Below are 17091 nucleotides of genomic sequence, written 5' to 3'. Positions count from 1 at the left end.
TTCTCTCCTGAGAGGGGGTTTAAAAAGGCAAATCATCCATTCCGTTCAAACTTTTTTCTATTTCCTCGTTTTCTAGCTCTCGAACCAACTCGGTTATATCTTCCTGTTCACACAATACTTGTTCAATTGTTACTTTCAGCGGATTTTGTTTTTGTATCCACTTCCAAAATTCATATGCAGCTTGTTCGGGTTTTCTGCCTCTTAAAGGAATTGCGCCTTTTTGATATCCATTTGTGTTAGCTGTTGATGTGTAATGAATTTGTATAATTACGGTCATTTGTTATCATTCATTTTTCTATACTCATCTAACCAAGGAATTTCAAGTTCTGTTTTCATATCTCTTAACTTCTCTAGATTTTTCTCTTCATCTGTTTTCTCATTAGCTTTTAGAAATGGTTCAAGTGCGCTACCAGGAACCACATAATACTTCTCTAAAGTGCCTTTTACTACATCACTTCCTAATGTTAAGTTGGTTCCAAAATGATCGTTAAACATATCGATAAAAGGTATTAGTTTTTCTATTTTGTCCTTTAGTTCTTCAATTTCTTTTTGTTGTTTTTCTATAAGATTAAGCAAAGGATTGTTTTTAGCTTCATTTCCGAGCAGATTCAACATCATTTTTGCAGAGTATGGTAATTCTTCCATTATTATTCCTCCTCATATAATTCGTTTTGGTAATTTTTTGTTATACTTTGGTTTCATTTTTAAAATCAATTCTTTTTCTTTAATGTTTCTGTCACCATAATAGTCAATATAATACATGCTACATTTATACATTTCTTTATAAAAATAATTCGTATTTTTGCTTTTACCTATAAAATGATATTTAATTCTATGGCGCAAATTATCTGATTGACCAATATACAAAACTTCTTTTTTATCATTTTCGATTATATATACACCACGTTTATAATTTGGCACTTTTTTATAATCATCTTTTACATATATTATCAAGTCGTACAAATTTACTCCTCCTTATACTCCCATAAATCATCAACTTTACATCCCAATCGTTTAGCCAGTTTAAACGCAAGTTCTAAACGTGGTGCTGATGTACCTGTCACCCAATTGCTAAACTGTTTTTGCGTTACTTCAAACTCTTTATATATATCAGATTGCTTTAATTCCAATTCTGCTAATTTTACTCGTATTTTTGGTTTTAACAATTCTGAAACCCCCGAACTAACTATGATATTCACTCTCCTTTCATAATATTCTTTTAATTTAATTATATCAAATAAAAGTAATAATTACCAATAAAATTAACTAATTTAGAAAATAAATTTACAAAGACGTGCATTAAATTAGGAAAAGAAAATACAATGAACAATACAAAGAAGAGAGGAGTGAAAATATGGACCCAATTACGTTCGGCATCGTGTTCACTGGGGCAACTGGTGGCACACTGTTAACACTTGCAACATTGGGCAAAAAGATAACGATTAACGAAACAATGATCAAGTTAGTAATGGAAACTAGCAAGTACGGAACAATCTTGTATCTGCTCCACTATGTAGCTAAATTATTTCTTTGAACAGGTAAATGAAGTATTCATTGAAGTATAGAACGGGTGAAGCGTTCATTGAAGAATACCAAGGTTATTATTTGTGATGTTTTTCTTGTCCATTTTTGTTTAAATTTTTAGGGCTTTGATTTATTATTATAAATCTTTTTCCTGTTGTTCCAACAGAAAAAACATGGAGGTGTAAAATGCTCGAATGGTTAGCTTTTCCCCTTGCAATAGGTGTAGCTGCATTCATCCCAAAAGGAAAAATGAAGGACGAAACCGTCATTAAACAAATATTTGAGAATAAAGGAGTTTGTATCAAGCGTGATGACGTACTACATTACCCGAATTTAAAGAAGAAAATCCAAGGTGAAGGATATACCACTTATTTATTTTCCATGCCATACGGACTGCATACAGAGGATATAGAGGACGTATTACCAGCCATAAAAGAAGCCTTACAAAAAGAAGTGGAAATAGAGGTGGATGGATTATTGAAAATAGATGTGTTTCATGAGCAATTGCCGAAAAAGTGGGATTATGAGGAGAGTTTGGTTCGACCTGGTACATGGGAAATTCCTATCGGCAAAAATCATAAAGGGATTCTATACCATGACTTCGAAAAGTACTGTCATTTACTCTGTGGCGGTGTGACAAGGTTCGGTAAGACAGTCTTTATGAAAGAAGGTATGAATACCCTTATTTTAAACAATCCCCAAGATGTTGGAATTTATGTATTGGATTTAAAAGCCGGGCTTGAGTTTTATAAATATAAATCCCTTCCACAAGTGAAAGAAGTCGCTTGTGATGTGTTTGAGTCAGCCGAATTATTAAACCAAATCACACAGGATTTAAAGAATAGAGAATTGTATTTTCGTGAAAAAGGCTATACCAATATCGTGGACACACCGATTAAAAAGAGAACATTTATCTTTGTGGATGAAGGGGCAGAACTTTCGCCCAACATCGTAAAAAGTAAAGAGGCAAAAAAATACGCTGAATTTTGTCAGGCTGCTCTTTCAGAAATTGCGCGGATCGGTGGGGGATTGGGATATAGATTAATTTACGCAACTCAATATCCCACAAAAGAAGCGGTACCCATGCAAGTCAAAATGAATATCGTTGCTCGACTATCGTTTGTTTGTGCAACAGGGGTTGCTAGTAAAGTATTACTAGACGAAACAGGAGCCGAGGATTTGCCTTCTATTCCCGGGAGGGCTATCTATCTAGTCGAGAAGAAACGAACCGTACAAGTGCCATACATTGACGATAAAATGATGTTTACCATGATGGAGGAGAGAAAGGATGATATCCTCAACGTTAAACCGAGTGGAAACAATCCTACAGACAATCGACCGTCTCGGAATCGTAAAGATTAAACACCTGCAAGCAATCCACCAATTAAACTACCGTAATACCTGCCGTATCATCTCCACTCAACTTCGGCCATTTATCCACGAAACTTATTTTCACAAGGAAAAAGTAATCTATCTAAACAAAAAAGGTAGAGAGTTTATTGCATCCGAAAAAAACGATACAACCGTAAGTTATCAAACGCTCCATTCATTAATGAGAAATGAGGCTTTCATTTACTTTAAATGTCCACATGACTGGAAAAGCGAATATCCACTAGAGAGGAATGAAAAGGCACTAAATAGCTTTGGAATATCGTTTAAGGGGCTATCGCTCTCGAATAAAAAGAAAGTCGTCTGTGACGCTGTATTTAAGCGTAATGGTTATCTCTATTTAATTGAAGTAGACAACGAAAGGAAGATGATCGATAACAAAAGAAAAATTGAGTCGTACCGAGAAGTGCTGCCTGCTTATAAAGACCAAACACCTATCTTATATTTCTTTACCAAAACCGAGACAAGAAAAAGAAAACTTACAGAATGGTTGAAAGGGATAAGGCATGAAGTTTTGACGTTTGAGGAGATACGATAATAAATATTTGCATTGATTTATTTCCTAAAGTAATATTATAACAACAACTGAATAAATATAACGACTGTATCGGTTAAGATACGGTCGCCTTCGGGGTCAGGTGAAATTCCTAACCGGCGGTGATGAAGCAATGCTTCTTAGTCCGTGACCCGGGTAACATTTTTGTTAAACGGTGGATCTGGTGAAACTCCAGGGCCGACAGTTAAAGTCTGGATGGGAGAAGGAAAACAAGGGTTAATGATAGGGTGAAGTTTGCCTATTTTTAAACCTTTATTTAATATTGTCATTTTTAGAAGACCCTGAAGAGAAATATTCTTTAGGGTCTTTTTTAATTCCTTTTAAAAGGAGAATAATCGATGAATGATAGTTTCTATATGAATTTAGCGTTAAACCTAGCCAGAGGAACTCTTGGACAAACGTCTCCCAACCCTGTTGTCGGTGCTGTGGTGGTAAAGGATGGTCAAATAATCGGCATGGGAGCACATTTAAGAGCTGGCGAACCACATGCTGAGGTACATGCCATTCAAATGGCTGGCGATCAAGTAAAAGGGTCTACTTTATATGTAACCCTAGAGCCGTGCAGTCATTATGGAAAAACTCCACCTTGTTCTGATTTGATAATTAAGTCAGGTGTAAAGAAGGTATTTGTAGCTGCAACCGATCCCAATCCTCTAGTTGCCGGAACAGGGATTGAGCGAATGACAAAGGCTGGAATTGAAGTGAAGGTGGGCATATTACAAGAGGAAGCCCATGATTTGAATAAAATCTTTTTTTATAACATCCAAACAGGTTTACCCTATGTCACCTTAAAATCAGCCGCAAGTTTAGACGGAAAAACGGCAACAGTAACTGGTGAAAGCAAATGGATTACCGGTGAAGAATCAAGAGCAGACGTTCATCATCTTCGTCACCAACATGACGGAATCATGGTTGGGGTCAACACGGTATTGAAAGATAATCCATCCTTGACAACAAGGCTTGCAGAAGGTGGTAAAAACCCGATTCGCATCATATTGGATACTCACTTAAGGACTCCGCTTGACGTCCAAGTAATTATCGATCAACAGGCACCAACTTGGATTGTCACTGGAGCAGAAGTTGACCAAAAACGAGTCAGCCAATTTTCTGAACTAGGTATTGAAGTAATAAAAATGGAGAGTCAGAAGGTTTCGATAAAAGAGATGCTCGTAGTCCTTGGCAAAAAGGGAATTACATCAATTTTTGTTGAAGGCGGCGCAGAAGTACATGGTAGTTTTTTAAAGGAACATGCTTTTCAACAAATCATTACCTATATCGCTCCGAAACTAATCGGTGGAAAAAATGCACCTACATCCTTCGGAGGGCAGGGAATTGAACACATAGCAGAAGCTGTTTCTTTGAACATTAAACAGGTGGATCGCATTGGCAGTGATATAAGAATTATTGCTGAACCTAGGTAAGGAGAAGAAATATTATGTTTACTGGAATAATTGAAGAAATTGGCATACTCTCGAATATTCAACGGACTGGAAACTCGTTTGTATTAACAATTGAAGCCAAAAAAATTCTTGACGATGTTCATCTCGGTGACAGTATTGCCGTCAACGGAATATGCCTGACGGTTACTTCTTATACAGGTAAGCAATTCACGGTAGACGTAATGCCTGAAACAGTCAAAGCTACCAGTTTAAATACAGTTAAGCGGGGATCAAAAGTAAATTTAGAAAGAGCTATGGCTGCAGGTGGAAGATTTGGCGGGCATTTTGTCTCGGGACATATTGATGGAACAGGAGTAATAAAAAGTAAACAGGCCTTTGAAAATGCGGTTTATTATGAAATTGAGGTGGACTCAAATTTATTAAGAGATGTAATTTTGAAGGGATCTGTTGCTGTCGATGGGACAAGCCTAACTGTTTTCGGGGTAACAGAAAATAGTTTTACAATATCTTTAATTCCACATACATTGTCGGAAACCATATTGGGGCTTAAGGGTTCAGGAGATATAGTTAATTTGGAATGCGATATGATTGGTAAATACGTCGGTCATTTTATCAAAAAGCTTACAAATGACCAAGAGCAAAAGAGCAGGTCAGGGATAACGGAAAAATTTTTAGAAGAGAATGGATTTTTTTAAACCAATACTTCTGCTACGCCTCGTACCGCCATGGTGTTGAAATATAACAGGGAGTGATAGATGTGTTTAATACAATTGATGAAGCTTTAACTGATTTAAAAGAAGGAAAGGTTATAATTGTTTGCGACGATGAGGATAGGGAAAATGAAGGGGACTTTATCGCCTTAGCTGAAAAAGCTACCCCTACTGTGATTAATTTTATGGCGACATACGGTAGAGGACTCGTTTGTGTTCCAATTGATGAAGATTTGGCGCAAAAGTTGGACTTAATCCCGATGGTTTCTAAAAACACAGACCCTCATGGAACTGCCTTTACTGTCAGTATTGACCATAAATTTTCGACAACAGGAATATCTGCATTTGAACGTTCAGCAACAATCTTAAGTTTGCTTGATCCAGAGTCAAAAGGTGCAGATTTTAAACGACCTGGACACATTTTTCCGCTAATTGCTAAAAAAGGCGGTGTATTAAGGAGGACAGGGCATACTGAAGCGGCTGTAGACCTTGCCAGATTATGCGGTGCTAAACCAGCTGGAGTTATTTGTGAAATCATGAATGAGGACGGAACAATGGCACGTGTGCCTCAGCTGCGAAAAATTGCAGATGAGCTGAACGTAAAAATGATTACGATTAAAGATCTGATTGAATATAGAAACAAAAAAGATAACCTAATAAAACGTGAGGTAGAAATTAATTTACCTACTGAATTTGGTTCATTCAAAGCGGTTGGTTATTCGAATCTTGTTGATGATAAAGAGCATGTAGCTTTAGTGAAGGGTGAAATTAATCCTGAGACACCTGTCCTTGTCCGGGTACATTCTGAATGCCTGACAGGGGACGTGTTCGGATCGTACCGCTGTGACTGCGGTCCACAGCTCCATGCTGCATTAAACCAGATCAATCAGTCGGGTAATGGAGTTCTGTTATATATGCGTCAGGAAGGCCGGGGCATTGGACTTCTCAATAAACTGAGAGCCTATAAACTTCAAGAAGAGGGCTATGATACCGTTGAAGCAAATGAAAAACTCGGCTTTGGGGCTGATTTAAGAGAGTATGGCATTGGTGCTCAAATTTTGAAGGATTTAGGGATTAAAAAAATGCTGTTATTAACGAATAACCCTCGAAAAATTAAAGGTCTCAAAGGCTATGATCTTGAAGTAGTGGAACGGGTACCGCTGCAAATGGAAATTCGAAAGGAAAATGCCAATTATTTAAGAACAAAGCATGACAAACTCGGGCATTTGTTACATTACTAGAAATTAGTTAGCAAAAATTATCATATGGAGGCATAATCATGGGAAATATTTTTGAAGGAAATTTAGTTGGATCTGGGTTAAAAGTAGGAATTGTTGTTGGAAGGTTTAATGAATTTATAACCAGTAAATTATTAGGCGGTGCACAGGATGCCCTTAAAAGGCATGGAGTCAATGAATCAGACGTGGATGTCGCCTGGGTTCCAGGTGCGTTCGAAATCCCTTTGATTGCCCAAAAAATGGCAAACAGTAAAAAGTATGATGCTGTCATCACACTTGGAACCGTTATTCGCGGTTCAACTCCACATTTTGATTATGTTTGTAATGAAGCAGCTAAAGGTGTTTCAGCAGCTTCATTAACCAGCGGTATTCCAGTTATTTTTGGAGTTTTAACGACGGATTCTATTGAGCAGGCAATCGAGCGTGCAGGCACAAAAGCCGGCAATAAAGGCTGGGATGCGGCAACTGCAGCAATTGAAATGGCCAATTTATGCAGAAATATTGAGCATTAATCTAAATTGTGGAACGTGAATTCAAGACAAACTTATAAATAGCCGCTATTTATTATAAGTTTGAAATAACCCAAAAAACATATACAAATCAATTTACTTTTTTTATAATAAAAATAACAAAATATATTTTAAAAAATTAGGTGCTAAAATCATCTTGAATGATTTATAAGCTTAATAGGGAAGTTTGGTGAAAAGCCAATGCGGTCCCGCCACTGTAAATGAGAGCAACCTATAATTTGTCACTGTCTAATTGGATGGGAAGACATAGGAAGCGATGATCATGAGCCAGGAAACCTGCCTAATTCTTGCACGCTGATAAACCTACGAGGATAGGAAGGTGTTGAAGGCTAGACTCCTTTTACTTAATTTTAGTAAATGTAATCTAATCGTACCAACATCTTCATGTCATATGGAGATGTTTTTTTATTGGCAGCAGCAGGACTTATTTTTTGTTACTATCATTTTATCTAAACAGAAAGCAGGGAGAAGAAACATGAAGAAATTGTATTCACTATTGTTGATCGTCTTATTAACAATAGGGGCTTTAGCAGGCTGTGCTGAAAAGAAAGATCAAGTAAAAGAAGATAATAAAGCAAGTGTTGGGAGCAAAACGGAAGCTTCATTCCCGGTTACCATAACAGATGCATTAGGGAATAAGGTGGTTATAGAGAAGAAGCCAGAGAAGATTGTTTCATTGATGCCAAGTAATACTGAAATTGCCTATTCGTTAGGTCTTGGAAAAGAAGTGGTTGGTGTTTCTGATTTTGATAATTATCCTGAAGATGTCTTGAAAAAAGAGAAAATAGGCGGACAAGAAATTAACTTGGAAAAAATTATCTCTTTAAAGCCCAATTTAGTGCTGGCACATGCCTCTTCTGCTCATAATTCGACAGAAGGGTTACAGCAGTTAAAAGATGCCGGAATTTCCGTCCTGGTTGTAAATGATGCGGAAAATTTTGACCAAGTGTATGATTCCATTAGTATGATTGGGAAAGCTACTGGTGAAACAAAGAAAGCAGACGAAATTATTAAAGGGATGAAAGACGATTTAGCAAAGATTATTGCTAAGACAAAAGAGATAAAAGTGAAGAAAAAGGTATTAGTTGAAGTATCTCCCGCCCCAGAGATTTATACATCAGGAAAGAATACTTTTATGGATGAAATGTTAAGCGCGATAAATGCGGATAATATCGCTAGCGATCAAGAAGGCTGGATCAAAATTGATCAAGAAGCTATGATCAAACGAAATCCTGATGTCGTGATCACTACATATGGGTACTATGTGAAAAATCCGACTGAGCAAGTATTAAGCAGACAAGGCTGGGAATCGGTTAACGCTGTAAAAAATAAGCAGGTAATCGATGTAGATTCTGATCGTGTTACTCGCTCAGGTCCTAGGATTGTTGAAGGAGTAGAGGAACTTGCAAAGGCTGTCTATCCAGAAGTTTTTAAATAATAAATTTTTAGCCTTTTTTCTTGCATCAATTTTCCTTATTATTGCAGTTTTATTAGGTATTTCAATAGGAACTGTTTATGTACCAATAGAAACGATTATTCAAATTATCTTTGCTAAGTTATTTGGGGTAGGGTCAATTGATCCGATGTATGACAGTATTATTATGAATATTCGCTTACCTAGAGTGATATTAGCAGGTCTTGTGGGTGCTGCTCTTGCAATTGCAGGAGCGGCTTTCCAAGGTTTGCTACGAAACCCGTTAGCAGATCCTTATACATTGGGTGTTTCATCTGGAGCATCAGTGGGTGCGGTCTTGACACTGTTTTTTCATCTATCAATCCCATTTGTTGGGATGTTTACATTACCCTTACTTAGTATTCTATTTTCTTTTGTTACAATTTTTTTCGTTCTTGCTTTTGCCCGGAAAATCGAACGTTCAATGAAAGTGGAAACCATTATCTTAACAGGTATTATTTTCAGCTCCTTTTTAGGAGCTGTTATTTCCCTCATGATTGCACTAACCGGCGATGAGCTGAGACAAATTATTGGCTGGCTCTTGGGAAGTGTATCGATGAGAGGATGGGATTACATAAAAATTATATTGCCATTTTTCATTATTGGTTCAGCCATACTAATCTTTAATGCAAAAGAATTAAATGCCATGTCGTTTGGGGAAGAAAGAGCACAGCATTTAGGGGTCAATGTGCAAAAAAGAAAGCTAATTATCTTATCGGCTGGTTCCATTTTAACAGGAGCAGCCGTTGCAGTTTCAGGGACAATTGGTTTTGTTGGTCTGGTAATTCCCCACCTTTCAAGAATATTGTGGGGACCCGATCATCGGTACCTTCTCCCGCTATCCATTTTAATCGGAAGCGGTTTTTTAATTCTAGCTGACCTCTTATCCCGTACCATTATTTCACCTACAGAATTACCAATTGGGGTTATTACCGCTTTAATTGGCGCACCTGTATTTGCAATTATTCTGCTACAGAGAAAAAGGAAGGAAAGAAGTGGATAGACCATGCTAAGCGTTCAACATGTTTCAGGTGGTTACGCAGATCAATCTGTTTTAAAGGACATATCTTTTGAAGTGAACCAAGGGGAATTATTCGGAGTTTTAGGCCCAAATGGAAGCGGAAAAACGACTCTGTTAAAAATGATTAGTGGTATTTTACCGACAAAACAAGGTGAGATTTTAATTAGTGGAAAGCGGCTACAGGAATATGGAATTAAGCAGCTTGCACAAATTGTTGCGGTTCTTTCACAGCATTCTTCACAGTCTTTTTCTTATACGGTTAAGGAAACCGTATCTCTTGGAAGATATGCACATCAAACAGGCTGGTTTCAGACTTGGTCTAATGAGGATGAGGACATTGTCCATAGAGTAATGGACCAGACCGGAATATCCTCATTTCAACATAAGAATATTCAGGAGTTATCTGGCGGTGAAAAACAAAGGGTATTTCTTGCCCAGGCACTGGCCCAAGAGCCGAAAATTCTACTTTTAGATGAACCAACAAATCACTTAGATTTATCGTATCAGAAAGAACTACTTGACCTTTTAAAGCAATGGACGACAGAACAAGGGTTAACGGTTATCTCTATATTCCATGATATAAATCTTGCTGGTCTATATTGTGATCGCTTGTTGCTGCTTGAAAAGGGAACCATCAATAGTAACCATATTCCAAATGAGGTCCTTAGAGAGGATAGAATAAGAAGCGTTTATCAAACAAAAATTCAGAAGCATCCTCATCCAAAGGTGGCTGCACCACAAATGGTGTTACTGCCGGAAGTGAATCGGGACACAAAAAATATTGAAATTAATGAAGCAATGTTACGTGTTACTAGTGAGTTTATCGAGTTAATATCCCCAGCCCCATTAAGAACAATGTCTTCGGGTGTGGTGGGTTCAGGAACGGGCTGGAATCAAGCTTTTGTCAATCGTCATGTTAACAAGAAATATAATTGTGATAATCATCGAATGGAAATGGCTTCTTTTCTGAAAGCAAAAGGGTTTGAACCATCAGAGACCATTGGCATGATGACAGCGGTGTGGCTTGAGGATGTGTCCTGCCAATGGCTTGAACAGGATGACTTCTCGATCTTTGTTGTGGTTACCGCTGGGGTTGGAAATGCGATAGATGTTTCGAAAAGTGAGAGGGACTCTATGGAAATGACACCTGGGACGATTAATATATGGATTTTCGTAAACGGTGAGATAACTGAGGAAGCCTTTATTCAAAGCATTATGACAGCAACGGAAGCAAAGGTAAAGGCGATGCATGATCAAAAGGTGTTGGATAAAGTCACGGGAACCATTGCAACCGGTACCTCAACAGATAGTATTTTAATTGCTGCCACTCAAACCGGAAAAGTGTTGGAATATGCCGGAACCATTACTCCTCTAGGAAAGCTTATAAGTAAAGCTGTATATCAGTGTACAACAGAATCCATTCAAAAGTCGCAAAAAAGGAAGCAACCATGATTGTCTATCACTTAATTTCGATTACATTTGCTTATGTTATTGATATGGTTGTTGGAGATCCTCCCAATTGGCCACATCCCGTAAGATGGATGGGAACGATGATATCCTTTTTTGAAAAGCGTTGGAATCATGGTGAGTCTAAACGGTGGAAAGGAATCGTAATGCTCCTTTCTGTTTTACTTATTGTTTTTTCTATTGTTTTGATGGTGGTATTAATAGGATATAAGATTCATCCGGTTGTGGGTATTATAGTGGAAAGTTTTATTATTTCTACAACGATTGCCCAAAGAAGCTTGAAGGAAGCTTCTTTTGAAGTTTATAACCCTTTAATATCAGGGGACCTAGTTGAAGCAAGAAGAAAACTTTCCTATATTGTTGGCCGTGATACGAATGACCTTGACGAAAGTGAAATAGCAAGGGGGGCGATTGAGACTGTTGCGGAAAATACAAGTGACGGCGTAACAGCTCCCTTGTTTTGGGCATTGATTGGCGGAGCGCCGCTTGCAATGATTTACCGGGCAACGAATACTTGTGATTCGATGGTTGGACATATGAATGAAAGATATAAAGAGTTTGGCTGGGCATCAGCAAAATGGGATGATGTGATGAACTGGATTCCAAGCCGCTTAACAGGTATCATCATGCTGATCGGAAAAAATCCGGAAAGTATGGCTTATCGAAAGGCATGGACTATATTGTTCCACGATGCTAAGAAGCATCCCAGCCCAAACAGCGGCTGGGGTGAAGCTGCTGTTGCCGCGATTTTAGGAATTCAGCTTGGCGGCAGGAATTATTACAAAGGAATTGTTTCGAACCGTGCAAAGATGGGAGAACCGCTTAATCCGATTCAAGCAGAACATATAGTAAAGGCGAACTCCATTTTAGCAAAAACAGTATTTTTATTTTTACTTTTATTATGGATGGGAGGAATGCTCTTTGGTTTGGCCGTCACATGGTTCCAATCCTCAATACCTATATGAGGCAATGGGGCTTTCGCTCCCTGAACATTATCATGATTTTAGCGCAAATATCAATCCTCTTGGTCCCCCTCCTGCATTAAAGGAAAAATGGCAGGAATTGTATCAAGAAATTTTTACTTATCCAGATCCCTTTGCTACTAAGCTTAAAAAAAGGATTGAAAACCAAGAACAGATTCCGGGACATTCTATTCTGATTGGAAATGGTGGAGCAGAGCTTATTACCTTGGTTGCACGGATGCTTGCAGGGAAAAAAGTATTATTGGTGCAGCCAACCTTTTCAGAATATGAAAAAGCCTGCCGGGCAAACAAATGTGAGGTTCTATATCATCAACTAAGTGAGCCTCACTTTGAATTAAAACTTGATGAATTACGCGCCAAACTAGTGTATGCAGATGCAATATTCCTTTGTAATCCAAATAATCCAACAGGGATTCAGTATTCTAGTTCAACAATAATTTCCTTAATCGAGGCATGTGAAAAGGAAAATTGCTTGGTTATTTTAGATGAAGCATTTTTTGATTTTTTACTAGAGTATGACTCGTTCATTCCATACATAAACAGGTTTCCAAATCTACTTATTATTCGATCAATGACAAAGATGTATTCGATTCCAGGAATTCGCTTAGGATATTTAGTGGCACAGCCTGCAATTGTTTCAGAACTTAGTGAACTGCAATCACATTGGAGTACCAATACAATTGCCCTTTTAGCTGGTGAATTATGTTTGCAAAATGAATCTTTTATTAAAGAGACACAGTACTTTATTAGTAATGAACGGAATAGGTTGTTCCATTTTTTTAAACAACAAAAATATATTTCTTCTTTCTCAAAAGTTAATTTCTATTTATTACAAGATCCATTATTGGAAAATCAATTTCCGTTGTTTAAGTTTCTGCTTGATCACGGGATTGTTCCTCGACACACAATGAATTTTCTTGGGCTGGAAGGAAGATGGCTTCGTTTTGCAATAAAGGGAGTTGAAGAAAACAATCATCTAATGGAGGTGTTGACCATTTGGAGGCATCATCATTAATTTTTATAACCGGTGGAGTAAGAAGTGGGAAGAGCAGCTTTGCTGAAAGGAAAGCAATAGAAATTGCTAGTAAAAAAGAGAGACAGCTTATCTACCTGGCAACAGGAGTTTCTTCTGATTCGGAAATGAAGGAACGAATTGAAATACATCAGCGTGATAGAAATATGGGACCGTATAAATGGAAAACAATTGAACGGCCGGTGCAAGTAGGCGGGATTGCTGATGTTATCAATAATCAAGATATAATTTTGTTAGATTGTGTAACAACACTTTTAAATAATGAACTATTTTCTACTGATCGAACGTGGGATGATCTTTTTTTGAAAACGGTCAAAGAAAATATTATTTCAGGAATTATTTCGATAAAAAATCGAGCAGGAACATTGATTGTCGTTAGTAACGAGGTATTAAATGAGTCATTAATGGCTACGGACATCGTTTTTTCCTATGGTCGCTTGCTGGGACAAATCCATCAAGATTTAGTTAAAATGGCGGATCAAGTTTTTTTAGTGGAAGCAGGGATTCCAATCGTTAAGAAAGGAGCATGTCAATGAAAGGAGTCATGATTCAAGGCACTGCTTCAGATGTAGGCAAAAGTTTAATTGTTACGGCGTTGTGCAGGATCTTAGCAAATGAGGGAATAAAAGCAGCACCGTTCAAATCACAAAATATGTCTAATAACTCCTATGTAACACTTGACGGAAGAGAGATTGGCAGAGCACAAGGTATCCAAGCTGAAGCAGCTAGACTTGAGCCAACAGTTTGGATGAATCCTATCTTATTAAAACCGAGGTCGGACCAGCACTCTGAGGTGGTTTTTTTAGGAAGAGCTATCGAGACTTTTTCGGGAAGTGAATATCGCGAACAATTTTATGAAAAGGGCATAGAAGTCATAAAGAAATCTCTTGATCATCTTAAGGAAAATTTTGATGCTGTGGTCATTGAGGGCGCTGGAAGCCCTGTTGAAATAAACTTAAAGGATCGAGAGATTGTCAATATGAGGGTAGCCGAACTTGCGGATGTACCGGTTGTGCTTGTAGCCGATATTGATCGTGGTGGAGTCTTTGCTAGCATTGTGGGCACACTTGACTTGTTGGAGACTCAAGAAAGACAAAGAGTCGCAGGTTTGATTATCAATAAATTCCGTGGGGATATCACTCTTTTTGAGGATGGAATTCAATGGCTGGAGGAGAGAACAGGTGTCCCTGTATTAGGTGTTTTGCCATTTGTAGAGAATCATATGATCGATGCTGAAGATTCTCTTTCCCTTCACACTCAATTTTCAAATACAAAAAAAGGGATCCTTGATATCGCAGTGATTCAGCTGCCTTTTATTTCAAATTACAATGATTTGGAACCATTTTTATTTGAAGAAGATGTTTCACTTCGTTGGGTAAAGCATGTAAGTGAATTTGGACAACCAGATGCCATCATTATTCCTGGTACAAAAAGTACAATCAGTGATTTAGAAAATTTAAAAGGTAAGGGGTTAGATCGCCTCATCCAAAAACATGTAGATCATGGCGGATTAGTTGTTGGTATTTGTGGCGGCTATCAAATACTTTGTTCGGAATTGGTCGATGAAGCTGGTTCAGATACAGGTGCACCGAACTTCACACAAAAGGGACTAGGATGTATTCCCGCGATAACCACTTTCTACGAAGAAAAAAAAGTAAACCGAGTGATTGGTAAGTATCACAAATGCACAGGATTGCCTGAAAACCAGCAGTTAGTGGGGTATGAGATCCATTTAGGTAAAACTGTCCTAACTAAAAAGGGATTTCCATTTCTAACGTTAGAAAATGGGGCAGACGAAGGCTACTTTGCAAAAGACGGCCAAATTATTGGGACATATCTTCACCATCTATTTCATAATGATGAGTGGAGAAATCACTGGTTAAACATGATTCGGAAAAGAAAAGGCATTCCACTTCAAGATCCTACTTATATTAGAAACTTTAAAGATAATAAATATGAGATTCTTGCTTCCAAAATCAAAAGCCATCTAAAATGGGATTTACTTAAAGAAATAATCAATCAAGGGAGTACAAGATGATTAAATTCATGAAAGGATTCTTGATAAACCTTCAATTTTTTACAGCACTGCCTATCCCACTTGAATTACCGATGGATAAGGAACATCTAAGAAAGGCAGTACAAACTTTTCCACTATTAGGATTATTTCAAGGGATTATCTATTCATGTCTATTTTATGTGTTTCATGAATTTACTCCTTTTTCTCATTTAGCTGATACTTTCATAGTTTGGCTGGCAATGATTCTCGTGACAGGAGGAATCCATCTAGATGGCTGGATGGATGCGAGTGATGCTTATTTTTCTTACCAAGATCCTGAGAAAAGACTTGAAATTATGAAGGATCCAAGAGTGGGTGCATTTGGTGTTTTATCCATCATTGTATTATTAGGCTGCAAGTTTCTATTTATTTATGAGAGTACTTTGAACGTCGAACAAGCCACATATTTCTTTATTGCAGCTATACCGTTTTTGAGTAAAAGTGTAATGGGCGTTCTTTTGTTAACAATTAAGTCGGCCAAAAATAATGGGCTGGGCTCGTTATTCCAAAGTGCTGCAAAGCCTCGGGTGTTATGGATCTATCCGGTTTACTTAATCAGTTTTTTATTTCTCGTAATGCTTATTAGTAAGGACTACTTCCTTGTCGGATTATTGATTTTGACCGCTGTCTGTTGTTTATTCTTATGCCGTCGTAAAGCTGTAAAATGGTTTGGCGGGATTACAGGAGATGTATTAGGAGCTTCGGTAGAAGGGACTGAGTTAATACTGTGGATGACCGTGTGGTTATTGCATTATTTCGTCATGGGGTAACAGAAGCTAACAAACGGAAAGAGTATTTAGGATGGAATGATTCTCCAATAACTGCTGAATCAAAAGCAATATCGACAACGAAAAGCTATGAGTGCTATTTTTCTAGTGATTTACAAAGATGTATTGATACCACGAAAATATTGTTTCCTAATAGTAATCCGTTTTTATTAGAAGACTTACGGGAACTGAATTTTGGCAAATGGGAAGGGAAGACCTATGATAATCTGAGAGAAGATATGCTCTATCGACAATGGCTGAAAGATCCTGTTAATAATTGTCCGCCGGAGGGGGAATCTTTTGATGCTTTTACAAAGAGAGTTCAAGACGGCTGGAATAAGATTATCCATCAGGTTCTTACCCAAAGCAAGCAGAGTTGCGCAGTCATCACTCACGGCGGAGTAATCAGATATCTGTTATCTAAATATGCACCTGAAAAGAAAGACTTTTGGGATTGGCAGGCAAGGCATAGTCAAGGGTTCGAACTCATTTTTGATAGAGAAGCGCTAAGGAGGGTTGACCGTTGCACTTTATTACTGGAGGTGCCTTTAACGGCAAAAGAGCATGGGTAAAAAAATTATATCGTGTAAACAGACATGATTATTGGTTGTCAGCATACGATAACTGTCCTCTTCCTATAAATTTTAAGGATATCGACCAAGACGTGATTATTCTAGAGGGTGTAGAATTATGGTTGAAAGATTTAACGAAGAAATATGATTCAAAACAGTCCCGAATAATTTGGAATAGTTGTTTAGAAAATTGGCTTACTTGGGAAAAGGCAAGGGTAAATCGCAAGTTGATCGTTATTGGGACCGATATAACAAAAGGAATTGTCCCATTGGAAAAAGAAAATAGAGTATGGCGAGATGTAACAGGATGGGCCTATCAAGATATTGCAGCAAAATCAGAAAAAGTCGATGTCATTTGGTATGGATTAAACCAAAATATAAAATAAAGGGAA

General features: G+C 37.7%; 21 protein-coding genes and 2 riboswitches. Of the genes, 17 read left to right on the top strand and 4 right to left on the bottom strand.

Annotated elements, in window-relative coordinates:
* Positions 1-19: 19 nt before the first annotated feature.
* The 4 genes from V7150_RS19525 to V7150_RS19510 are packed head-to-tail and all read right to left on the bottom strand — an operon-like array spanning position 20 to position 1166.
* Complete coding sequence (locus tag V7150_RS19525) at positions 20-277, bottom strand: hypothetical protein (protein WP_335521638.1); 258 nt, start codon at positions 275-277, stop codon at positions 20-22.
* Positions 274-645: a hypothetical protein gene (locus V7150_RS19520; RefSeq protein ID WP_335521636.1), complete on the bottom strand. Its 372-nt coding sequence runs from the start codon at positions 643-645 to the stop codon at positions 274-276. Before V7150_RS19520 ends, V7150_RS19525 begins: the two co-directional genes overlap by 4 nt.
* A 12-nt stretch (positions 646-657) precedes the next feature.
* Positions 658-963, bottom strand: a complete 306-nt coding sequence (locus V7150_RS19515) for a GIY-YIG nuclease family protein (RefSeq protein WP_335521634.1) — start codon at positions 961-963, stop codon at positions 658-660.
* 2 nt (positions 964-965) lie between these two features.
* Positions 966-1166, bottom strand: a complete 201-nt coding sequence (locus V7150_RS19510; RefSeq protein WP_335521632.1) for a helix-turn-helix transcriptional regulator — start codon at positions 1164-1166, stop codon at positions 966-968.
* A 188-nt stretch (positions 1167-1354) separates the two neighbouring features.
* Between V7150_RS19510 and V7150_RS19505 the strand changes: the two genes are divergently transcribed.
* From V7150_RS19505 to V7150_RS19425, 17 genes are all read left to right on the top strand, one after another.
* Positions 1355-1534, top strand: coding sequence for a hypothetical protein (locus V7150_RS19505; RefSeq protein WP_335521630.1), 180 nt, complete (start codon positions 1355-1357; stop codon positions 1532-1534).
* Positions 1535-1710: 176 nt separating this feature from the next.
* Positions 1711-2886 carry an FtsK/SpoIIIE domain-containing protein gene (locus V7150_RS19500; RefSeq protein ID WP_335521628.1) on the top strand — a complete coding sequence of 392 codons (1176 nt, stop codon included), beginning with the start codon at positions 1711-1713 and terminating at the stop codon, positions 2884-2886.
* Positions 2837-3451 (top strand): hypothetical protein, encoded by a 615-nt coding sequence (locus V7150_RS19495; protein ID WP_335521626.1) that lies wholly within the window; start codon positions 2837-2839, stop codon positions 3449-3451. The genes V7150_RS19500 and V7150_RS19495 overlap by 50 nt, the downstream gene beginning before the upstream one ends.
* Before the next feature lie 82 nt (positions 3452-3533).
* A riboswitch (FMN riboswitch) is annotated at positions 3534-3680 on the top strand.
* Between the two features lie 127 nt (positions 3681-3807).
* Positions 3808-4890, top strand: a complete 1083-nt coding sequence (gene ribD, locus V7150_RS19490; protein WP_335521625.1) for a bifunctional diaminohydroxyphosphoribosylaminopyrimidine deaminase/5-amino-6-(5-phosphoribosylamino)uracil reductase RibD — start codon at positions 3808-3810, stop codon at positions 4888-4890.
* Between the two features lie 14 nt (positions 4891-4904).
* A complete protein-coding gene (gene ribE / locus V7150_RS19485) occupies positions 4905-5564 on the top strand; it encodes a riboflavin synthase (RefSeq protein WP_335521623.1) in 660 nt (219 codons plus the stop codon).
* A 62-nt stretch (positions 5565-5626) separates the two neighbouring features.
* Positions 5627-6820: a bifunctional 3,4-dihydroxy-2-butanone-4-phosphate synthase/GTP cyclohydrolase II gene (locus tag V7150_RS19480; RefSeq protein ID WP_335521621.1), complete on the top strand. Its 1194-nt coding sequence runs from the start codon at positions 5627-5629 to the stop codon at positions 6818-6820.
* Between the two features lie 38 nt (positions 6821-6858).
* A complete protein-coding gene (ribH, locus tag V7150_RS19475; RefSeq protein ID WP_335521619.1) occupies positions 6859-7329 on the top strand; it encodes a 6,7-dimethyl-8-ribityllumazine synthase in 471 nt (156 codons plus the stop codon).
* 121 nt (positions 7330-7450) lie between these two features.
* A riboswitch (cobalamin riboswitch) is annotated at positions 7451-7645 on the top strand.
* Positions 7646-7822: 177 nt separating this feature from the next.
* Positions 7823-8785, top strand: coding sequence for an ABC transporter substrate-binding protein (locus V7150_RS19470; RefSeq protein WP_335521617.1), 963 nt, complete (start codon positions 7823-7825; stop codon positions 8783-8785).
* Complete coding sequence (locus tag V7150_RS19465; protein WP_335521615.1) at positions 8751-9803, top strand: FecCD family ABC transporter permease; 1053 nt, start codon at positions 8751-8753, stop codon at positions 9801-9803. Before V7150_RS19470 ends, V7150_RS19465 begins: the two co-directional genes overlap by 35 nt.
* Before the next feature lie 3 nt (positions 9804-9806).
* Positions 9807-11273, top strand: coding sequence for an adenosylcobinamide amidohydrolase (locus V7150_RS19460; protein WP_335521613.1), 1467 nt, complete (start codon positions 9807-9809; stop codon positions 11271-11273).
* Positions 11270-12253, top strand: a complete 984-nt coding sequence (gene cbiB, locus V7150_RS19455; protein ID WP_335521655.1) for an adenosylcobinamide-phosphate synthase CbiB — start codon at positions 11270-11272, stop codon at positions 12251-12253. The genes V7150_RS19460 and cbiB overlap by 4 nt, the downstream gene beginning before the upstream one ends.
* Positions 12210-13286, top strand: a complete 1077-nt coding sequence (gene cobD / locus V7150_RS19450; RefSeq protein ID WP_335521611.1) for a threonine-phosphate decarboxylase CobD — start codon at positions 12210-12212, stop codon at positions 13284-13286. The genes cbiB and cobD overlap by 44 nt, the downstream gene beginning before the upstream one ends.
* Positions 13268-13840, top strand: a complete 573-nt coding sequence (locus V7150_RS19445) for a bifunctional adenosylcobinamide kinase/adenosylcobinamide-phosphate guanylyltransferase (protein WP_335521609.1) — start codon at positions 13268-13270, stop codon at positions 13838-13840. Before cobD ends, V7150_RS19445 begins: the two co-directional genes overlap by 19 nt.
* A complete protein-coding gene (locus tag V7150_RS19440) occupies positions 13837-15342 on the top strand; it encodes a cobyric acid synthase (RefSeq protein WP_335521607.1) in 1506 nt (501 codons plus the stop codon). The genes V7150_RS19445 and V7150_RS19440 overlap by 4 nt, the downstream gene beginning before the upstream one ends.
* The gene (gene cobS / locus V7150_RS19435) at positions 15339-16130 is read left to right on the top strand and encodes an adenosylcobinamide-GDP ribazoletransferase (protein WP_335521604.1); all 792 of its coding nucleotides are present in this window, start codon (positions 15339-15341) and stop codon (positions 16128-16130) included. Before V7150_RS19440 ends, cobS begins: the two co-directional genes overlap by 4 nt.
* Positions 16100-16699 (top strand): histidine phosphatase family protein, encoded by a 600-nt coding sequence (locus V7150_RS19430; RefSeq protein WP_335521602.1) that lies wholly within the window; start codon positions 16100-16102, stop codon positions 16697-16699. The genes cobS and V7150_RS19430 overlap by 31 nt, the downstream gene beginning before the upstream one ends.
* Positions 16651-17085: a bifunctional adenosylcobinamide kinase/adenosylcobinamide-phosphate guanylyltransferase gene (locus tag V7150_RS19425; RefSeq protein ID WP_335521600.1), complete on the top strand. Its 435-nt coding sequence runs from the start codon at positions 16651-16653 to the stop codon at positions 17083-17085. The genes V7150_RS19430 and V7150_RS19425 overlap by 49 nt, the downstream gene beginning before the upstream one ends.
* Positions 17086-17091 lie beyond the last annotated feature (6 nt).

Source organism: Neobacillus drentensis (assembly GCF_036965245.1).
Lineage (GTDB): Bacteria > Bacillota > Bacilli > Bacillales > Cytobacillaceae > Neobacillus > Neobacillus drentensis_G.
Note: the sequence above shows the minus strand (reverse complement) of the source record. Positions and strands in the feature narration are given on the sequence as shown.

What these genes read in the sequence shown, in the direction of transcription:
- V7150_RS19470 (WP_335521617.1), top strand. Translation starts at nt 7,823, where the DNA reads ATGAAGAAATTGTATTCACTATTGTTGATCGTCTTATTAACAATAGGG.
- V7150_RS19500 (WP_335521628.1), top strand. Translation starts at nt 1,711, where the DNA reads ATGCTCGAATGGTTAGCTTTTCCCCTTGCAATAGGTGTAGCTGCATTC.
- V7150_RS19505 (WP_335521630.1), top strand. Translation starts at nt 1,355, where the DNA reads ATGGACCCAATTACGTTCGGCATCGTGTTCACTGGGGCAACTGGTGGC.
- cobS (WP_335521604.1), top strand. Translation starts at nt 15,339, where the DNA reads ATGATTAAATTCATGAAAGGATTCTTGATAAACCTTCAATTTTTTACA.
- ribD (WP_335521625.1), top strand. Translation starts at nt 3,808, where the DNA reads ATGAATGATAGTTTCTATATGAATTTAGCGTTAAACCTAGCCAGAGGA.
- V7150_RS19440 (WP_335521607.1), top strand. Translation starts at nt 13,837, where the DNA reads ATGAAAGGAGTCATGATTCAAGGCACTGCTTCAGATGTAGGCAAAAGT.
- V7150_RS19525 (WP_335521638.1), bottom strand. Translation starts at nt 277, where the DNA reads ATGACCGTAATTATACAAATTCATTACACATCAACAGCTAACACAAAT.
- V7150_RS19520 (WP_335521636.1), bottom strand. Translation starts at nt 645, where the DNA reads ATGGAAGAATTACCATACTCTGCAAAAATGATGTTGAATCTGCTCGGA.
- V7150_RS19460 (WP_335521613.1), top strand. Translation starts at nt 9,807, where the DNA reads ATGCTAAGCGTTCAACATGTTTCAGGTGGTTACGCAGATCAATCTGTT.
- ribH (WP_335521619.1), top strand. Translation starts at nt 6,859, where the DNA reads ATGGGAAATATTTTTGAAGGAAATTTAGTTGGATCTGGGTTAAAAGTA.
- cbiB (WP_335521655.1), top strand. Translation starts at nt 11,270, where the DNA reads ATGATTGTCTATCACTTAATTTCGATTACATTTGCTTATGTTATTGAT.
- ribE (WP_335521623.1), top strand. Translation starts at nt 4,905, where the DNA reads ATGTTTACTGGAATAATTGAAGAAATTGGCATACTCTCGAATATTCAA.